The following is a 19550-nucleotide window of genomic DNA, read 5'->3' as shown; positions in this document are numbered from 1 at the left end:
AGGCACTAGGCTCGACCTCACAACTCAACCCCGTACGCAGAGATTAAGTTCGCTGGCCGTTGGGGTGAAAAAACCGGCCCAGGCCGGTTTTTTCGTTTCCAGGGAATGGAATAGTGCGCACGGCTTTCTTTGTCGACGGCTACAACCTGTTCTACGGGTTGCTGGCTGACACCCCATTCAAGTGGCTCGACCTGCCCGGGTTGCTGACCCATATCGTGCAGATCGAGAACCCCGCCAGCCGACTGGTCTCGGTGGACTACTTCACCTCTTCGGTCAAACCCCGGCTGGCCACCCGCGGCCGAGCCTCCAAGGAAGCACAAGACACCTACTTGCGGGCCTTGAAAGCGCGTCAGGTCAATGTGCACCTGGGTCGCCACCAGCTTGAACCGGCCAAAGCCCCGCGCTTCATCGATAAAGCCGTGGGAGCTTCGCGCCAAGACACGGTGGACATCTGGAAACTCGAGGAAAAGGAAACCGATGTCCACCTGGCAATCAGCATGTATCGCCTCGCGGCCCGACAGCTTCTGCATCCTCCAGGCGAGCGCATCGAGCAACTGGTACTGGTCTCGGGGGATACCGACATGACACCGGCGCTGCGGGCCATTCGCGAAGACTTTCCGGACGTGACCCTTGGCGTGATCCTGCCTCACCGGCCACAGTACCCGCGTCCGCAACCCGGCTCCCTGAAAGCGCAGGCCCACTGGATGCGCCGGGTCGTCACCGCCGAGGAACTGCAAAAACACCAGTTCCCCGAACGAGTCGCGACCCGCAAGGCCCCCGCAATCAGACCGGACTATTGGTGAGCCCCGACGACAACGGGCTTACCAGTCATAGGTCAAACTCGACACCATGGTCCGCCCCTCACCGTAGTAGCAGTCCCAGATGCTGGTGCAGTTGGCGACGTAGGTCTTGTCGGTGAGGTTCTTCACGTTCAGCGCCAGCTTCACGCCCTTCCATTGCAGCGGTGATTTTTCCAGGTCGTAGCTCAGGCTGGCGTCGTACACGGTGTAGGACGGGATCTGGAAGGCGCCGTCGTAATCGGTGCCATAACTGCCCTTGACGTAGCGGGTGCCGACGCCTGCGCCCAGGCCCGCCAGCGGCGTGTCGCCAAGGATCGTGTAGTTGAGCCACAGCGAGGCGGTCAGCGGCGGCATGCCGGCAGGGTGACGCCCTTCGCGCCCGTCGTTGTCCTTGGTGTACTTGATGTCGTTGCGTGACGCCGAGGCAATCACGTCCAGCGATTCGCTGAGGCTGGCCTTGGCTTCCAGCTCGATGCCACGGGAACGCACCGCGCCACTCTGGATGCTGAACCCGGGGTTGGCCAGGTCGGAGGTCAGGATGTTCTCCTGATCCAGCTGGTAGGCCGACACCTGGACGAAACTCTCCTGGCCCGGCGGCTGGTATTTCATCCCCACTTCGTACTGCTTGCCGCTGGACGGCTTGAAAGCGCTGCCCCCGACGCTGGTGCCACTCAAGGGCAGGAAGGATTCCGAATAACTGACAAAGGGCGCCAGGCCATTGTCGAACAGGTACACCAGCCCGCCGCGACCGGTGAAGGACTGGCTCTTGGCGTTGGTATGCCCCCCATTGAGCGGCGTCTTGTTATCGGTTTCCGCCCAGTCGTTGCGACCGCCCAGCACCAGCACCCACTGCTCGTACTTGATCTGGTCCTGCACATACAGGCCGGTCTGGATGATGGTGTTGTCCCACTGGTAAGGATTGCCGAAATTCAGCGACTGGCCGTAAGTGGGGGTGAACATGTCGAGGATCGGCGGGTTGAAGTCGTACTTGCCGTCGAATTTTGAATTGAAGTGGTAGTAGTCCAGCCCCACCAGCAGGGTATGGCTGAACGGCCCGGTGTCGAATTCGGCCTGGGCGATGCTGTCCACGCCGTAGACCTTGTTGTGCTGCTTCCAGTCGACCCCGTAGCGGCTCATGTAGCGCTGGTCGTCGAGCCCGGTCTTGGGATTGCTGACGAACTTGTAGCCATGCAGCGGCGCGCGGTAGCGGTCATCGACATCGGCGTAGCGGGCGTTCTGCTTCAGGGTCCAGACATCGTTCAAGCGATGGGACAACTCGTAGCCGAGGACGAACTGGTCGCGGTCGTAGGCATTGACCCCGGGCTCGCCGAGGAACAGGTCGCGGTCGATCTTGCCATTGGGGTTGGCAAACACCGTGCCCACGCTGGGCAGGCCCTGGGCCTCGGGTACGTCGTTGTCTTTCTGGAACTGGGCGAAGAGTGTCAGCTGGGTGTCGTCATCGGGCCGCCAGGTCAGGCTCGGGGCGATGAACTGGCGCTGACGCTGGACGTAATCGATGGCGTCCTGGCTGTCGCTGGCCAGCCCGGTCAGGCGATAGAGGAACTGCCCCTGCTCATCCAGCGGCCCGCCCAGGTCCAGGGCGATGCTCTTGTGGTCATAGCTGCCGGCTTCCAGCACCAGCTGATGCAAAGGGGTTTCGGTGGGCCGCTTGCTGACCATGTTGACGATCCCGCCCGGCTGGTTCTGCCCATAGAGCACCGAGGCCGGGCCCTTGAGCACTTCGATGCGCTCCAGGGCATAGGGCTCGATCTGCAGGGCACCGCCAGTGCTGCCGCCGCCGTAGGGCAGATGCAGGCCATCGAGGTACATCGGCGTCGGGGAAAACCCCCGGGAGGTGGGCTCGTCGAAAATCTTCACCCGATCGGAAAAACCGCCGCCTGTCATGCCCGGGGTATAGAGCAGCGCCTCGGTCACGCTCTGGGCGCCACGGGCCTTGATTTCCTTGGCGCCGATCACGTTGATGGTCTGCGGAATCTCCACCAGCGCCGAGTCGGTCTTGCTCCCGGTGGCGCTGCGCTTGGCGACGATTCCCGGCACCGCGCCCCAGGCATGCTCATCAACTTGGGTGACGCCGATCCGGGTCGGTGCCAGTTGCAGGGCGCCGTCCTGGGGCAGAGGTTGCAGGCCCCAGCTGCCCCCCCTTTGCACCGCCTGCAGGCCACTGCCGGCGAGCAGGGTCTGCAGGCCCTGCGCCACTTCGTAGCGTCCCTGCAGGCCGGCGCTGTGCTTGCCGGCGGTCAGGCTCGCATCCACCGACAGGAGAATCCCCGCGGCACCGGCAAAACGGTTCAGGACCTGGTCCAGACTGCCGGCGGCAATCTGGTAGTCCCGTGCCTGGTGGTGGCTGTCGCCGGCGGCCTGGGCAATGCCCGGGCACACCGGAGCCATGGCCAGCAGCGCGACAAGGGCGTGGCGGCGGGCGGAGGTGCCCAGGGTCAAAATGGATGCTGTGGTCGGGTAAGGCATTCCTGAACTCCCCATGAGAATGCGTCTTGATCGGCTTTCATGGAGTATCCCGAACAGCTCGGCAGAACCGACAACGGCCCGGCAGATTTTTATTTACTCGCGTGGCTTGAGGGTCACCCAGTAGCGCGTCACCGCGTGCGCCCGCACCGGCAACGCATGCTCCAGGGCCGCGAGCACCGCGTCGCTGTCCGCCAGGGGAAAGACGCCGGTGAGCAACAGGCCCGCCACCTGCTCGTCGCAGCGCAGCACCCCTGGTCGATAGCGCGCCAGCTCGGAGATGAACTGCCCCAGGGGCTGGCGCTCGGCAATCAGCCGGCCCTCGCTCCAGCTGCTGGCATTGACCTCGGCCACTTGCCGGGGGGCAACCCGATCAGCGCTGAACCACAGGCGCTCGCCGGCATTGAGGTACAGGGCCTGGGCCTGCCGCGGGCTGACGCGCAACGCGCCCTGGTAAAGATCGACCCGGGTGCCGCCGCCCAGCTCGCACACGGCAAAGCGCGTACCCAGGGCCTGGATGTCGCCGGCAGCGGTTTCAACGATCAGCGGCCGCGACGAGTCATGCCCGCTGGTCAGCAGGATCTCGCCCTGGATCAGGCGAATCCGCCGTTCGCTGGCGGTGAACAGCACATCGACGGCGCTGGCACTGTTGAGGTCCAGGCGACTGCCGTCGCTCAGGGTCAAATGACGTACCTGCCCGGTGGCGCTGCGCTCCCCGGCAAAGGTCGCGCGCCAGGGCTGGCTGCCTTGCAGCAGATAGCCACTGCCACCGGCCACCAGCAGCAAGCCGAGCAGCTTCAACGCCGCCCGGCGCTGCAGGTCCGGGGCCTTGGCCAGCAGCACATGGGCACCCTGCTCCGGTACGCCTTGCAAGGTCTGTTGCAGGTGCTGCAAGCGTTGCCAGGCCCGCAGGTGCTCGGGATCGGCCTGTTGCCAGGCCTCGAAGGCCGCGCGCTGCTGCGGGCTCAGTTCGCCGCCCCAATGCAACATCAGCCACTCGCTGGCCTGCTCGACGACGCTGGGGGCAATGGGGGCCTGATGGGGTTTCATTCTGCGTAAAGCACCTGATAGCAGGCCTGGATCGCGCGGGTCATGTACTTCTGCACCGAACTGACGGACACCTCCAGGCGCTCGGCGATCTGCGCATAACCCAAGCCTTCGAACTGCGACATGACAAAGGCCTGGCGCACCTTGTCCGGCATGCGATCGAGCATGGTGTCGATCTGCATCAGGGTTTCCAGGATCAGCGCGCGGCTTTCCAGGGAAGGGGTCTGCGGCTCCGGCAGGTGGGCGATGCTGTCCAGGTAGGCGCGCTCGATGCGTGCCCGGCGCCACTGGTCGATCACCAGATTGCGCGCGATCTGCGCCAGGTAACTGCGGCTTTCCTGCTGCCCGGGAAAGCGCCCCGACAGCAACAGGCGCAGAAAGGTGTCCTGCGCCACATCCGCCGCATGCTCGCGATCGCCCAGGCGCTTGCGCAGCCAGCCCTGCAACCAGCCGTGGTGATCCTGATACAGACGATGGAGCTGGGTGTTGCCGTCAGTGGTGGCTGGCATGAATCAAACTGCACACATGATTGAGAGCAATTATCATTACACTTTTTTCTCAATCCAGGCAAAACGCCTTTCAATGCCGCTGGCTGGCGACCTGCAACGGGTACACCGACTCCCAGCCACCGCCCAGCGCCTTGTACAGCCCGACCATGGCCAGGGACACCGCGGCGGAGCTTTCCACCCACTGCTCCTGAGTGGCCAGCAAGGCACCCTGCACGGTCAGAACGTTGACGAAATCCACCACGCCCTCGACGTACTGCTGCTGCGCGGTACGCAAGGCGATCTGGTTCTGCCGCACCGCCTCGGCCAGGCTGTCGCGCCGCAACTGACTGGCGTTGTAACGGGTCAGCTGATCGTCGATTTCATGCCAGGCCCGCAGCACGGTCTGCTGGTAAGCCAGGGCCGCTTCCTGCTGCTGGGCCTCGCGCAGCTGGAGCATGCCCCGCAGGCGACCACCGTCGAACAGCGGCAGGCTGAACTGCGGGCCGATGCCGAACTGGCGCGAGCCCCAGGTGCCGAAATCCGCCAATTGCAGGGCCTGGGAGCCGACGTTGCCGGACAGGGTAATGCGCGGATAGAAGTCGCCCTTGGCCACGCCGATGCTGGCCGTGGCCGCGTGCAGCCGGGCCTCGGCCTGACGGATATCCGGGCGCCGCTCGGCCAGTTGCGAAGGCAGGCCGATCGCCACACGAGACGGCGGTTGCGGCACGGGGGCGGCACTGGCCAGCTGCTGGTGCAGGGCCTGGGGCGGCTCCCCCAGCAGCAGGCTCAGGGCATTGATCAACTGCGCCTGGCGCTGTTGCAGCGAAGGCCGTTGCGCCTCGATGGTGGCCACCTGGGCGGCGGCCTCGGCCACGTCGAGGTCGGTGGCCACGCCGTCGGCCAGACGCAATTGCGAGAGCTTCAGGCTGTGTCGGGCGACCTCCAGGTTCTGCTCGGTGACTGCCAGGATGTTCTGTACGCCCCGCAATTGGATGTAGTCCTGGGCGGTTTCCGCCAGCACCGACAGCAGCACCCCACGGCGATCGTTTTCCGCCACCTCCAGGGTCGCGTCGGCAGCCTCGGTTTCACGCCGTACCCGGCCCCACACATCCAGCTCCCAGGCCGCGGAGAAACCCGCTTCCCAGAGATTGAACGCCGACTTGCCGTTGTTCCCCGACGGGTCGTTCAGGCCTTCGGCGCTGTTGCGTTTGCGTGCGTAGCCGCCATTGGCCGAGGTGCTCGGGTAGCGCTCGGCGCTGATCACCTGACGCGCCGCCCGGCTCTGCTGCAAGCGGCTGCTGGCCAGTTGCAGGTCGAGGTTGTCGCTCAGGGCCCGACGACTCAGGGCCGAGAGTTGCGGGTCGTTGAACACCTCCCACCAGCGCTCCTGCATGGGGCTGTCCACCGCCCGGCTGGCGGCGCCTGGCGCAGGCACCGACCAGGCCTGGACCTGGGTCGCCTGGGGCCGCTGGAAATCCGGGCCGACGTTGCAGGCGGCCAGTGCCAGCGCACTCAGTGTCAGCAATGCACGGCCCCCGTGGCGAAGGAGCTTGCCCCCGCTCGAGTGCGCAGCACTCGCAAAACCGCCTTCGCCAGTGGCGGGGGCAACGGCGTCGGAGGGTTCCGGGGTTGCTGCGCAACTCAGCGGGAGCAAGCTCCCTCGCCACGCAGAGCGTCTGTGCTTGCGGCGTAGGCTACTCATCGCTGAGTCACCTCGCGGGCGCTGGTGGCCGAGCTGCGGGTGTCCACGCTGGCCTCCACCGACATGCCGACCCGCAGGCGCTCGGCCATGGGCTGGTTAGGCTCCAGGACAATCTTCACCGGAATGCGCTGCACCACCTTGGTGAAGTTGCCGGTGGCGTTGTCCGGTTTCACCGCGGCGAAGGTCACACCGGTGGCCGGTGCCAGGCTCTCGATCCGGCCGCGCAGGGTCTCATCACCCAAGCTGTCGACCCGCACCTCCACCGTTTGCCCGGGATGCATGGCGGTGAGCTGGGTTTCCTGGAAGTTGGCCAGCACATAGGCCTGCTGCAAGGGCACCACGGCGAGGATCTTGCTGCCCGGGGTGACATAGGCGCCGACCCGTACCGCGCGCTCGCCGACCATGCCGTCCACCGGTGCCACGATGCGTGTGTAGGACAGCTCGTAGCTGGCCATTTCCAGGGCCGCCTGGGCCCGTTTCAGGCCACCTTCGGCGGCGTCGCGCTGGGCGGTGAGGATCTCCACCTGCTTGCGCTCGGCCGCCAGTGCCGCGGTGGCGGTGGCCAAGCGGGCACTGGCCTGGTCGATGCGGGTCTTGGCTTGCTGGGCGTTCTGCACCGTGCCGGCGCCGACCCCGGCCAGGTGGTTGTAGCGGTTCAGCTCATGCTCGGCAAAGGCGCGCTCGGCCTGGGCCGCGCTCAAGGCCGCCTGGGCCTGGGCAATCACCGAGCTCTGCCGATCCAGGGTCGCTCGGGCGTTCTGCAACTGGGCCTTGGCCACCAGGGTTTCGGCATCCGCCGCCTGGGCCGCGGCCCGCAGGTCGCGGTCATCGATCAGCGCCAGCAGTTGCCCGGCCTTGACCTGCTGGTTGTCCTCCACCAGCACCTCCTTGATGAACCCGGCCACCCGTGGTGCCACCAGGGTGTAGTCGGCGGCGATGAAGGCATCGTTGGTGCTCTGCGCGCTGGAGCGGCCAAACAGGCCCGGCGCGGCCACATAGGCCAGCGCGCCGAGGGCGGCCACCGTCACCACGGCGATGGCGATTTTGTCTTTGCTCTGGAGTGTCATAAAAACCTTCTCGTTCAAGTGGCTGCCCGCGGTGGATAGATCCGCGTCGGCATCCAGAAAATCAGCAGGATCAGCGCAGCGGCCACTCCCGCCATGCAGAAATAGAGATCGGCGGACGTCAGCACCACGGCTTGCTGGTGCAGGCGCTGGGCCAGCCCGGCCAGCCGGTCGTCCACCAGGGGCGAGTTGCCCAGGCTGTCCACCAGCATCGTCGAGTGAAAATGCAGGCGGTGGGTGGTCAGCACATCCAGCACCCCGGTAGCGATCACCGCCGCCAGGCCTTTCACGGTGTTGAACCAGGCCGAGGCAAAGGGACCTTCCAGCGGGGTGATGCTGCCCGTGGAAAGCATCAGCAACGGCAGCACCGCCATGGGCTGGCCGAAGATCTGCAGCAGTTGCAGCACATAGAAGTCGTCACGAATCCAGGCCGCGGTCAGGTGCGTGCCGCCCAGGCAGGACAGCACCAGCATGCCCAGGCCGATCCCCAGCACCCAGCGGCAATCCACCCAGCGCAAGTTGCACAGGGCCGCCACCAGGGGCAGGGCCAGCAGTTGCGGCAGGGCCATCACCAGCATCACCGGCGCCGTCTGCAACGGGCGATAGCCCTGGACCTGGGTCAGGTAGGCCGAGGGGATGATGATCACCGCGGTCAGCACCACCAGCACCCCGGCCAGGGTCAGCAAGGCGAAGGACAGGTTGCGGATGCCGAGCATCTGCAGCTTGAAGAACGGGATCGGCTGCGACCATTCGTTGATCAGAAACAGCACCAAGAGCACCAGCCCGCCCCCCAGCAGCACACTGATCAGCGGCGAGTGGAACCAGTCCAGGCGATTGCCCTGAAGAATGCCGATCACCAGCATGCAGATCGCCGGGAAGCCCAGCAGCAGGCCCCGCCAGTTGAACTGTTTGAAACGCTCCAGGCGAAGCGGATCCTGGGGCAGGCCGTAGGCCACCGCAACCATGGCCAGCAGGCAGGGCGCCACCACCTGCCAGAAGGCCCACTGCCACCCCACGTACTCGGTCCAGAGTGCCGCCAGGGGCGTGCCCAGGCTGGGGCCGAAGGTGGCGGTCAGGGCGTAGCCGGCCAGGCCGTAGAGCTTGACGTTGGCCGGCAGGAAGCGCAGGGCCACGGTCATCAGCATCGGCGGCAGCGCGCCCCCGGCCAGGCCTTGCAGGGTGCGCAACAGCAACAGGCTCTGGTAGTTGGGGGCGAAGGGGCACAGCACCCCCAGCAGGGTGAACAGCGCAATGGCACACAGGGTGAAACGGCGCAGGGAAAAGGTCACCGAACACCAGGGCGCAAACGCCATGGCCGCCACCGAAGTGGCGGTGTAACAGGCCACCAGCCAAGTGCCTTCGTCGAAGCCGATGAACAGTGCACCGCGAATATCCGCCAGGGCGATCTTGGTCACCATCTCGTTGAGACCGCAGACCAGCACCGCCAGCAGCACACCCACCAGGCCGATGATGATCCGCGGCCCGAACACCGGCGGCGCAATGGCTGCCGGCTTACTGGCGGCTTCAACCGAAGCAGGCGCAGCGACAGCGAGGGAACTCATGGAAATACTGCTCCAGACAAGAAAACCAGAGCAGTTTATGAACAGCCAATGCTGACGAAAACTGACTTATCGACAGTTTATAAGTGCGTCAAACGCAACAATTAACCCTATTGACCGTAGGAGCTGGCTTGCCAGCGAAGAGGCCATCAAGACCGCTTTCGCCGGCAAGCCGGCTCCCACAGGGGCGACGCAGATTGCAGATGCACCGTAGGAGCTGGCTTGCCAGCGAAGGGGCCCTCAAGATCGCTTCGCCGGCAAGCCGGCGCCTACAAGGTGGCAGGCTGGGCTTCCTGCCAGGTGGCCTGGCAGGAACTGCGCAGGGTTTCACGGAACCATTTGTGCGCCGGGTCCTTGTCGTAGCGCGGGTGCCAGGCCTGGGTCAGGACCAGGGTCGGCAGAGAAATCGGCAGCACGAACGAGCGCAGGCGCAAGCCCAGGCGCGAGACACTGAGCAGGGTTTCCTGGGGCACCGGCAGGATCAGGTCCGAATCCGGCAGCATGAACATGGCCGCATGAAAGCTCGGGGCAATCAGCGACACCCGGCGCTCAAGACCCTGCTCCGCCAGGGCCGCGTCGATCGGTCCGCGGGCAATGCCGCGGCGCGACATGCTGATATGGGGGAACGCGGCAAAGCGCTCGGCGGTGATCTCTTCGTCGAGCAACGGATGATCTTCCCGCACCAGGCCGACAAAGGCGGTGGTGAACAGGTTCTGCACCTTCACTTCCGGGGTCAGCGGCCGGGTGTTGCTGATTCGCAGATCGATCCGCCCTTCCCGCAGGGCCTCATCGTCGCCGTCGCCTTCGGGCACGAAGCGCAGCTCGCACAACGGTGCCTGACGCTCCAGCGTGTCGATCAGGCGCCCGCCGTAGACGCCGATGAAAAAGTCGTTGGCGCGCACGTTGAAGCGCCGGCGCAACGTCAACAGGTCGACCTGATCCGCCGAGCGAAACAGCAGCGCCGCCTGCTCCACCAGATCACGCACCTGGCTGCGCAGCTCCAGCGCCTTGGGGGTGGGCACCAGGCCACGCCCGGCGCGCACCAGCACCGGATCGCCGAGGGCGTCGCGGATTCGTGTCAGGGTCCGGCTCATGGCCGCCGGGCTGAGGTTCATGCGCCGTGCGGCGCCGACCACGCTGCCCTCGTCGAGCAGGGCATCGAGGGCCACCAGAAGGTTCATGTCCGGAAGTTGCATGCTGAGCACTCATGGCCGATCAAGATTGATCTGCACGCAATGCTAGCAGGCTCGCCGTCCAGAAAAATGCGGGAGATCAATCCTGCCCCGTAAACCCACTACCCGCGTAGGAGCCGGCTTGCCGGCGAATGGCTTCAAACCTTGCATCGCCCTTGAGGACGCCTTCGCTGGCAAGCCCGCTCCTACAGTCGAGGGGTCTGGCGCACGAGGCCGCTCAGCGTTGCATGCCCCAGCGTTTCACCGTGATCCGCTCCAGGGTGTCGAAGATCAGGTTTTCCACCAGCAAGCCGATGAGGATCACCACCGCCAGCCCGGCAAAGACCTTGTCGGTGTACAGCTCGTTGCGGTTCTGGAAGATGTACCAGCCCAGGCCGCCCTTGCCGCTGGTGGCGCCGAACACCAGTTCGGCGGCGATCAGGGTGCGCCAGGCGAAGGCCCAGCCGATCTTCAGCCCGGCCAGGATCGACGGCAGCGCCGCCGGGATCAGGATGAACAGCACCAGGCGCAGGCCCTTGAGGCCGTAGTTGCGCCCGGCCATGCGCAGGGTTTCCGAGACGCCGAGAAACCCGGCGTAGGTGTTCAAGGCCAGGGCCCAGAGCACCGAATGCACCAGCACGAAGATCAGGCTGTTCTGCCCCAGGCCGAACCACAGCAGCGCCAGGGGCAGCAGGGCAATGGCCGGCAACGGGTTGAACATCGAGGTCAGGGTGCTCAGCAGGTCGCGGCCGAACTGGGTCGACACCGCCAGGGTGGTCAGGGCAAAGGCCAGGACAATGCCGATCAGGTAGCCCTTGAGCAGCACCACCAGGGAAATGCCCACCTTGCCCAGCAATTCGCCGCTGAGCAGGCCCTGGTATAGGGCGCTGGCGGTTTGCACAAAGCTGGGCAGCAGCAGGTCGTTGTTCTGGTAGCGGGCCACGGCCTCCCACAGCAGCGCCAAAAGGATCAGGATCAGGCCCTTGCGCAGCCAGCCCTGTTGCCAGAGACGCTGGCCCAGGGGCAGCTCTCGCTCCAGCGGGACTTGCAGCAAGGGTTGCAGGACAACTTCGTATTCTTCGCGCACGGGGGATGACTGGCTCATCGGGCGTTCCTCGTTGAACGGTGGCCTGACGGCTCAATAGGCGATGCGGATATCGGCGAAATCCAGTTCGGTTTCGGTGTCAGGCCCCTGGCCTTCATCGAACAGCAAGCGATGAATACGCTGTGCCGTCTGCTGGAAAGCCACGCCGCCAAGGCTTTGCAGGTCGTACTGGTGGCTGTGGACCTCCGCCCTCACCCGCCCCGGATGGGGCGACAGCAAAAGAATGCGATTGCCCACCACCAGCGCCTCCTCGATGGAGTGGGTGACGAACAGCAAGGTGAAGCGCACCTCCTCCCAGAGCAGCAGCAACTCCTCCTGCATCTTGCGCCGGGTCAGGGCGTCGAGGGCAGCGAAGGGCTCGTCCATCAGCAAGATCTTCGGTTGCATGGCCAGGGCCCGGGCGATTGCCACGCGGGCCTTCATGCCACCGGACAGCGTGTGCGGGTAGGCATCGGCAAAAGCTGCCAGCCCGACTTTTTCCAGGTAATGCAGAGCGCGCTCCTCGGCTTCGCGACGACCGAGGGTGTTGGACGCCAGCAGGGGAAACATCACGTTCTGCTTCACGGTTTTCCAGGGTGGCAGTTGATCGAACTCCTGAAACACCACGATGCGGTCCGGCCCGGGCTGGCTGACGCGCTGGCCTTGCAGGCGAATCTCCCCCTCGCAGGGCTGGATGAATCCGGCCACCGCCTTGAGCAGGGTCGACTTGCCGCAGCCCGAAGGCCCCAGCAGGACAAAACGATCGGCCGGATCAATTTCGAAACTCACCTGGTGGGTGGCCCGCACCACGCGCTGCGGGGTGCGGTATTCCAGGCTGACTTGATCCACCGCCAACAGGGCTTCGGCGATGGCCGTGGGATTGCTGGCCGTGTGGCCTGGCAAGGGGGCGTTCATGGCTGTCAGCTCCCTTGCAGCGGTGTGGCGTCCTGGAAGAAGTAGTCCTTCCACGATTCCGGCTTGTTCTTGATGGCCCCCACCCGGTACAGGAACTCCGCCAGCGGGTAGGTGTTTTTCGGCGTCACGCTGAATTCGAACTGCGGGTTGTCGATGATCTTCAGCAGCGCGGCGCGATCGATCTTGGCCTTGGTCACTCGGATGTAAGTGTCGGCGGCCGCGCCCTTGTCGTTCTGGGCGAACTCGGCCGCCTCGGCCAGGGCCTCGACGAAGGCCTTGTAGGTTTTCGGGTTGTCGTTGCGGAATTTCTCGGTGGCGAACAGCACCGTCGGCGAGTTCGGGCCCAGCAGGTCGTAGGTGTTGAGCACCACATGCACGTTGGGGTTCTCCAGGGCCTGATCCTGGAACGGCGGGTTGGAGAAGTGCCCGGTCAGCTCGGTGCCGCCGGCAATCAGCGCGGCAGTGGCATCCGGGTGAGGCACGGCGATGGTGTACTTATCCAGGCGATTGAATTCCTGGTCGCCCCATTGCTTGGCGGCGGCGTACTGCAGGAAGCGCGACTGCACCGAGACACCCACCGCCGGCACCGCGATGCGGTCCTTCTCGGTGAAGTCGGCGATGGTCTTGACCTTGGGATTGTTGCTCACCAGGTAGTAGGGAAAGTTACCGAGGGAGGCCACGGCCTTGACGTTCTGCCGACCGTGGGTGCGATCCCAGATGGTCAACAGCGGGCCGACGCCGGCTCCGGCAATGTCGATGGAGCCCGACAGCAACGCGTCGTTGACCGCTGCGCCGCCGGACAGCTGGGTCCAGTCGACCTTGATGTCGATGCCCTCTTGCTTGCCGTGCTTTTCAATCAGGTGCTGATCGCGCACCACGTTGAGCAGCAAATAGACGATGCCGAACTGTTCGGCGATGCGGATCTCGCCCTCGGCATGGGCCGCCGTAGGGGCGACCAGGCTGCCGGCCAGCAGGCTGAAACCCAGGCCAATGGCCGTGGCCAGTTGACCGAGGCGGGGAATGAAGGGAATGGATAAGGACATGGTGTTTCTCCTGCCGAGCCGGCCGATCAGTAAGGGGCGTCGCCCTGGATGGTGGTGCGATACAGCTTGCGGCGCAGGTGACTCGGGCAACCGGCGGCCAGGTGGATCAGCGAGCGGTTGTCCCAGAACACCAGGTCATGGGGCTGCCATTGGTGGCGGTAGACGTTGTCCGGCAGCACGCTATGGGCGTACAGCTCGGCCAGCACCTGGGCGCTTTCGTCCTCCGGCAGGCCGATGATGCGGGTGGTGAAGCCTTCGCTGACGAACAGTGCCTTGCGGCCGTTTTCCGGGTGGGTGCGGACAATCGGGTGCACCACTTCGGCGACCTGGGCCAGTTGCTCCGGGGTCAAGGTCGGGCGCCAGTTGCCCTCGAATTTGGTTTCGCTGTAGCGCGCCGTGTAGGAATGCGCAGCACTGCGACCCTCCACCGCCTTGCGCAGCGCCTCCGGCAGCTTGTCCCAGGCCTGGTGCATGTCGGCGAACAGGGTGTCGCCGCCTTCGGCCGGCAGTTCCTGGGCGTGCAGCATCGAGCCCAGGCTCGGCAGTTCCTTGTAGGACAGGTCCGAGTGCCAGAACTTGCCGGCATCCCCCAGGCCGATGGACTGGCCGTTCTCGATGATGTTGGAAACGATGAGGATTTCCGGGTGCCCGGCCAGCAGGAACTGCTTGAGCACATGGATCTGCAGCTCGCCGAAACGGCGGCTGAAGGCGATCTGTTGCTCGGGGCTGATGCGCTGGTCGCGGAACACCACCACGTGATGATCCAGGTGGGCGCGGTGGATGCGGGCGAAGTCCTGGTCGTTGAGCGGCCGGGACAGGTCCAGGCCGATGATCTCGGCGCCGACGGCGCCGTTGAAAGGACGGATTTCGAAGGCTTGTGCGGCAACGGCGGCGGCACTGGCTGATGCAGACATGACTTAAAACTCCCGCGCAGGCGCGCCCAAGGCGCGCGCGTCGATCAGAAACTCACGGAGATCCCGTGTGGGTTCATTTCGTGCGGCGCGCCGATTGGTCGGCAGGTACGCAGGGAGTTGACTTTATAGATATAAGAAAACGAATTTAAATACCGTTAGTGAATAACGATATGTTGATTCGACTGGCGCGATGCCTGGGGACGCGGCGCTGTCGACGGCTCGATGAGACGAACTGCAGGAGCCGGTTTGCTGGCGAAGGCGCTCTCACGGGCCCCTTCGCTGGCAAGCCAGCTTCTACAAGGCTGGCAAGGTCGCCTTTTACGCGGATCAGCGCTCGTGCAGGGCTTCGGCGCGGGCGCGGATGATCGGCTTGAGCAGGTAGCTGAGGATGCTTTTCTTGCCGGTGATGATGTCCACCGAGGCCACCATCCCGGGGATGATCAGCAGCGGTTTCTCGTCGGTGCCCAGGTGGCTGCGGTCGGTGCGCAGCTTGATCATGTAGTAGGTGGTCTTCTTGTCTTCGTCGGTGATGGTGTCGGCGCCGATCTGCTCCAGACGGGCCTTGAGGCCGCCATAGATGGTGTAGTCATAGGCGCTGAACTTGACGATCGCTTCCTGCCCCGGGTGCAGGAACGCGATGTCCTGGGGACGGATCTTGGCTTCCACCAGCAGGGTGTCGTTCAGCGGCACGATTTCCACCATGTCGCTGCCCGGCTGGATCACCCCGCCAATGGTGTTGACCATCAGCTGCTTGACGATACCGCGCACCGGCGAGGTCACCAGGGTCCGGCTGACCCGGTCTTCCAGGGCCTTGCCGGTGGCGCTGGCCTTGTTCAGTTCGGTGCGCGCCTCGTTGAGCTGGGTCAGGGCCTCGCTGCGGAACTTGCCGCGGGTTTCATCGATCTTGCGCTGCACTTCCTTGATCGCCGACTCGGCGCGGGGAATGGCCAGGGTGGTGGCGTCCAGCTGGCCACGGGTTTCCACTTCGGCGCGCTTGAGCCGCAGCACTTCCACCGGCGACACCGCGCCCTGGGCCACCAGGGGCTCGGACATGGCGATTTCCTGGCGCTGCAGGCCCAGTTGCTGGCGGTATTGGGCCTGCTTGGAGGTGAACTCACGCAATTCCTGCTGCTTCTGGATCAACTGCTCCTGAAGGCCGCCGATTTCGTCGTGCAATTGCTGGCGACGGCTCTGGTACAGGGACTTTTCGCTGGCCGCCTGGCCGGGCGCGTCCTTGACCGCGTCCGCGGGGAAGTTCAGTTCGCGCTCATCCACCTCGGCGCTCAGGCGCTCGACCCGCAGCAGCATGGACAGGCGCACGGTCTCGGTTTCACCGACGTTGGACTGGAAGCGCGTGTCGTCCAGGCGAATCAGCGGCGCACCGGCCTCCACCACCTGACCTTCCTTGACGTACAGCTCGGAGACGATCCCGCCCTCCAGGTTCTGGATCTTCTGCACCTTGGACGACGGAATGGCCTTGCCCTCGCCCTTGGTCACTTCGTCGATCACCGCGAAGTTGGCCCACAGCACCAGGAACAGGAAGAAGGCGATGATGCCCCAGATGGTCAGTCGAATGACCCGAGGCGCGTCCTCGATCAGGGCCTTGTTGACTTCGGGCAGCGGCTGCCCCTTGAGGGAATCGCCGCCTTTGAAATAGCGGCGGATCGCGTCCTTGAATCCCGACTTAAGCAACACTGATCTGCCCCTTCTTCAACGCTTCCATCACCACCGCTTTCGGGCCATCGGCCAGGATCTGTCCTCGGTCCACCACCAACAGCCGGTCCACCAGCGACAGCAGCGACGCCCGGTGAGTGACCAAGACCACGGTCTTGTTCTGCACCACCGATTCCAGGCGCTGCTTCAGGCGCTCTTCACCGGTGTTGTCCATGGCGCTGGTGGGCTCGTCGAGCAGCAGGATCTGTGGATTGAGCAACAGGGCACGGGCCAGGGCGACGTTCTGGCGCTGGCCGCCGGAGAGGTTCTGCCCGCGCTCGCCGACCTGCAGTTCATAGCCTTGCGGATGCAGCCGGGCGAATTCATGCACCCCTGCCAGTTCGGAGGCTTGCAGCACCAGTTCGTCTTCGACGTAACGGGCACCGGAGGTCAGGTTGTCACGCAAGGTGCCGGCCAGCAGTTGGATGTCCTGGGGCACGTAGCCAATGTTGTGGCGCAGTTCGCTGACGTCGATCTGGCGGATGTCCACGCCATCGACCAGCAAGGCCCCGGAGTCCGGCTGGTAGAGCCCCACCAGCAGCTTGGCCAGGGAACTCTTGCCTGAGCCGCTGCGGCCGATGATGCCGACCTTCTCGCCCGGCTTGATCACCAGGTTGATGTTCTTCAGCGCCGGGTTCTGCTGCCCCGGGTAGGTGAAATTCAGCAGCCGGCATTCGATGGCGCCCTGCAGCACGCTGCGGCTCAGGGGGCGCTCGTCGAAATTGCGCTCCTGGGGCAGTTCCATCATCTGGTCCACCGAGGTCATGGTGACGCGCGCCTGCTGGTAACGGGTCAGCAAGCCGGACAGCGAGGCCAGCGGGCTCAGGGCCCGGCCGCTGAGCATGTAGCAGGCGATCAGGCCGCCCATGCTGAGGTTGCCGTCGATGATCTGGTACACACCGAAGATGATCATGGTCACCCCGGCCAGTTGCTGGATCAGCAGGGTGATGTTCATCGCCAGGCTGGAGAGCATCTTCACCCGCAGCTCCAGGCGGCTGAGGGTGCCGATGGTCTGCTCCCACTGGTACTGACGCTCGCTTTCGGCGTTGTTGACCTTCACCGCGTCCAGCCCGGCGAGGGTTTCGATCAGGCTCGACTGGCGCTCGGCGCCCAGGGCCATGGTTTTTTCCATGGTCGCCACCAGGGGCTTCTGCAAGGCGTAGCCGATGCCCAGGGCGATCGGGAAGGCCAGCACCGGGATCCACACCAGGTGGCCGCCGAGGATGGCGATCACTAGGAAGATCAGCAGGGTGAAGGGCAGGTCGATGAGGCTGGTGAGGGTCAGGGACGCGAGGAAGTCCCGCAGGCTCTGAAACTCATGGATGTTCTGGGCGAAGCTGCCGACCCGAGCCGGGCGGTACTTCATGGCCATGCCGACGATGCGCTCGAACAAGGTGGCGGAAATGATCAGGTCGGTCTTCTTCCCCGCCAGATCCAGGCACAGGCTGCGCAGGCTCTTGAGGATCAGGTCGAAGATATAGGCACCCATGATGCCGATGGACAGCACCCACAGGGTCGACGTGGCCTGGTTGGGCACCACCCGGTCATAGACGTTCATCACGAACAGCGGCGCGGCCATGGCGATGATGTTGATCAACAGGCTGGCGGCGATGGCGTCGGCATACAGCCAGCGCGAGCGCTTGAGGGTGTCGCGGAACCAGGAACGGGCCCGGGGAATCAGCGAACCGTGGTTGACGTCGAACTTGTGCTGGGGCTGGGCGAAGAACACCTGCCCGCTGTAGTCGTCGGCCACCAGCTGGCGATCGACGCAGACTTCGCCGCCATCGCTTTCGCTGAGCAACAGGCGCGCCTGGTCTTCACCTTGCCAGCCCAGGAGCACGGCGCTGCGACCGTTCTTGAGCAACAACAGGGCGGGCATGGCGATGGTCGGAATCTGCTCGAGCTTGCGGCGCAGCACGCGCCCCTGCAACCCGGCCCGAGCTGCCGCGCGGGGCAGCAACTCGGCGCTCAGGCGCTGTGACGGCAATGGCAGACCGGTGGTCAGCATGGCCGCACTGGCGGGCTTCTGATGCAGGAAGCAGAGGGTCAGCAATCCATCCAGCAAGGGGTCGTCATGCATACCGCGTGGATCATGACTAAATTGCGCTCGACTGGCTTCTGATTCCACGCTGGACACTCTTGGCTGGCTGTTGGATGAAAATAGCTCAATTCATCCCAGGCAGCTGGACCTTGGGCTTCGCATCGTTCTGCACGACGGAAGCCATAGGTGCGACCACTCCCTGGCTCTTGAGCAACTCGCCCATGGTCGCCTTGATTCGATACTGAGTAAATAACTGAATGTTCTTGATCTCGGCCAAACGCCGGGACGCGGTGAACAGTTCGTTTTCGCTGTCGAGCAAGTCCAGCAGGGTACGTTCGCCCAGGCTGAACTGCTTCTGGTAGGCGGTGCGCACTGCCGTGCTGCGATCAACGTATTGCTGGGCAATCGGCACCTGGGCGTTGGCGTTGTTCAAGGCGTTCCAGGCCAGGCCCAGTTCCTCGTTCAAGACCCGCAAGGCGTTGTTGCGGATATCCAGGGCCTGGTTCGACTGGTAGGCCTTGGACTCAAGGTCGGCCTTGTTGCTGCCACCGGCAAACAGGTTGAAGCGCATGCGCAACATGGCCTGCCATTCATTGTTGTGGCCGTTCTGACCGTCCAGATCGTTGTCGGCTGTGCGTCCCAGCTCGGCATCGAAACGTGGGTAGAACGCCGACTTGGCGGCGTCGTACTGCTTCTCGGCAGCCACGATGTCGGATTCCGCGGAGCGCAGGATCGGGCTGTTTTCCAGCATCTGGCGCCGGGCTTCATCGAGGTTGGCCGGCATCATTGCCATGAAGCTGGCAGGACGCTCCAGCTGATCCGGCATCTGCCCTACCGCACTCAGGTAGTTGGTCTGGGCGTCGGCCAGGTTGGTCTGCTCGGTGATCAGGTTGTTGCGGGCCTGGGCCATACGCGCTTCGGCCTGATCGAGGTCGGCGCCGCTGCCCACGCCACGCTGGGTGCGCAGCTTGATCTGGTCGTAGATGCGTTCGTGGTTGCGCAGGTTGTCTTCCGCCAACTGCACGAATTGACGGCGGGTCAGCACGTCCAGGTACACCTGGGCCACGGTCAGCGCGGTGCGCTCGGAGGTGCCGAGCAGGGAATAAGCCCGGGAATTGACGGTGGCTTGTTGACGCCCGACTTCGCTGGACGTGGCAAAACCGTCAAAAACCATCTGTTGGAGACGTAAACTTGACTCTCCGCGATTCAAGGTTTCCCAGTGATTGCTGCCAGTACCCGCGCGAGTACTGGGGTTATCGGTGCCCTCGCGACCGTAGCCGGCGAGCATGTCGACCCGTGGCAGATAGCCACCTTTGGCGGCTTTGAGCTGATAGTCAGCGGCTAGACGGCTGTTGACCCCGGCTTGAATTTCCGGGTGCACATCCAGTGCTTTCTGCATGGCTTCGGGGAGTGTTTGTGCCTGCACGAAACTCGCGGCTAAGGCGAACGGCAGGGCCTTTAACAGGTGAAAACGCATGATAGAAATTTCCCTCGGACAGCTTGTCCAGAAACACGTCAAAACGT

Annotated in this window: 15 protein-coding genes; 1 reads left to right on the top strand and 14 read right to left on the bottom strand. The window is 64.4% G+C overall.

From position 1 onward, the window contains the following. Window positions 1-113 precede the first annotated feature (113 nt). On the top strand, window positions 114-803 hold the full coding sequence (locus tag POS17_RS00750; protein WP_060836930.1) for an NYN domain-containing protein: 690 nt from the start codon (window positions 114-116) through the stop codon (window positions 801-803). 18 nt (window positions 804-821) lie between these two features. Here POS17_RS00750 and POS17_RS00745 read toward each other — a convergent pair whose 3' ends face one another. From POS17_RS00745 to POS17_RS00680, 14 genes are all read right to left on the bottom strand, one after another. Further along, window positions 822-3287: a TonB-dependent siderophore receptor gene (locus POS17_RS00745; protein WP_060836929.1), complete on the bottom strand. Its 2466-nt coding sequence runs from the start codon at window positions 3285-3287 to the stop codon at window positions 822-824. A 93-nt stretch (window positions 3288-3380) separates the two neighbouring features. Then, window positions 3381-4334: a FecR domain-containing protein gene (locus POS17_RS00740; RefSeq protein WP_060836928.1), complete on the bottom strand. Its 954-nt coding sequence runs from the start codon at window positions 4332-4334 to the stop codon at window positions 3381-3383. Then, window positions 4331-4840, bottom strand: coding sequence for a sigma-70 family RNA polymerase sigma factor (locus POS17_RS00735; RefSeq protein ID WP_060836927.1), 510 nt, complete (start codon window positions 4838-4840; stop codon window positions 4331-4333). Before POS17_RS00735 ends, POS17_RS00740 begins: the two co-directional genes overlap by 4 nt. Window positions 4841-4910: 70 nt before the next feature. After that, the gene (locus POS17_RS00730; protein ID WP_231978994.1) at window positions 4911-6521 is read right to left on the bottom strand and encodes an efflux transporter outer membrane subunit; all 1611 of its coding nucleotides are present in this window, start codon (window positions 6519-6521) and stop codon (window positions 4911-4913) included. Continuing rightward, window positions 6518-7588, bottom strand: coding sequence for an HlyD family secretion protein (locus POS17_RS00725; protein ID WP_060836925.1), 1071 nt, complete (start codon window positions 7586-7588; stop codon window positions 6518-6520). The genes POS17_RS00730 and POS17_RS00725 overlap by 4 nt, the downstream gene beginning before the upstream one ends. A 14-nt stretch (window positions 7589-7602) precedes the next feature. After that, a complete protein-coding gene (locus tag POS17_RS00720) occupies window positions 7603-9147 on the bottom strand; it encodes an MFS transporter (RefSeq protein WP_060836924.1) in 1545 nt (514 codons plus the stop codon). 266 nt (window positions 9148-9413) lie between these two features. After that, window positions 9414-10340, bottom strand: a complete 927-nt coding sequence (locus tag POS17_RS00715) for a LysR family transcriptional regulator (protein ID WP_060836923.1) — start codon at window positions 10338-10340, stop codon at window positions 9414-9416. A 214-nt stretch (window positions 10341-10554) separates the two neighbouring features. Continuing rightward, entirely contained in the window at window positions 10555-11421 is an 867-nt protein-coding gene (locus POS17_RS00710; protein WP_060836922.1) for an ABC transporter permease, read from the bottom strand. Window positions 11422-11454: 33 nt separating this feature from the next. Then, entirely contained in the window at window positions 11455-12315 is an 861-nt protein-coding gene (locus POS17_RS00705) for an ABC transporter ATP-binding protein (protein WP_060836921.1), read from the bottom strand. A gap of 5 nt (window positions 12316-12320) precedes the next feature. Next, the gene (locus POS17_RS00700) at window positions 12321-13358 is read right to left on the bottom strand and encodes an ABC transporter substrate-binding protein (protein WP_060836920.1); all 1038 of its coding nucleotides are present in this window, start codon (window positions 13356-13358) and stop codon (window positions 12321-12323) included. A gap of 26 nt (window positions 13359-13384) precedes the next feature. Further along, window positions 13385-14272 (bottom strand): TauD/TfdA dioxygenase family protein, encoded by an 888-nt coding sequence (locus POS17_RS00695; RefSeq protein WP_060836919.1) that lies wholly within the window; start codon window positions 14270-14272, stop codon window positions 13385-13387. Between the two features lie 327 nt (window positions 14273-14599). Continuing rightward, on the bottom strand, window positions 14600-15967 hold the full coding sequence (locus tag POS17_RS00690; RefSeq protein ID WP_060836918.1) for an HlyD family type I secretion periplasmic adaptor subunit: 1368 nt from the start codon (window positions 15965-15967) through the stop codon (window positions 14600-14602). Then, window positions 15957-18113 carry a type I secretion system permease/ATPase gene (locus tag POS17_RS00685; RefSeq protein ID WP_060836917.1) on the bottom strand — a complete coding sequence of 719 codons (2157 nt, stop codon included), beginning with the start codon at window positions 18111-18113 and terminating at the stop codon, window positions 15957-15959. Before POS17_RS00685 ends, POS17_RS00690 begins: the two co-directional genes overlap by 11 nt. A gap of 37 nt (window positions 18114-18150) precedes the next feature. Further along, complete coding sequence (locus POS17_RS00680) at window positions 18151-19503, bottom strand: TolC family outer membrane protein (RefSeq protein WP_060836916.1); 1353 nt, start codon at window positions 19501-19503, stop codon at window positions 18151-18153. Window positions 19504-19550 lie beyond the last annotated feature (47 nt).

The sequence above is a fragment of the Pseudomonas sp. Os17 genome, assembly GCF_001547895.1.
Classification (GTDB): domain Bacteria; phylum Pseudomonadota; class Gammaproteobacteria; order Pseudomonadales; family Pseudomonadaceae; genus Aquipseudomonas.
The sequence above is the reverse complement of the archived record's forward strand: the minus strand, read 5'-3'. Positions and strand labels throughout refer to the sequence as shown.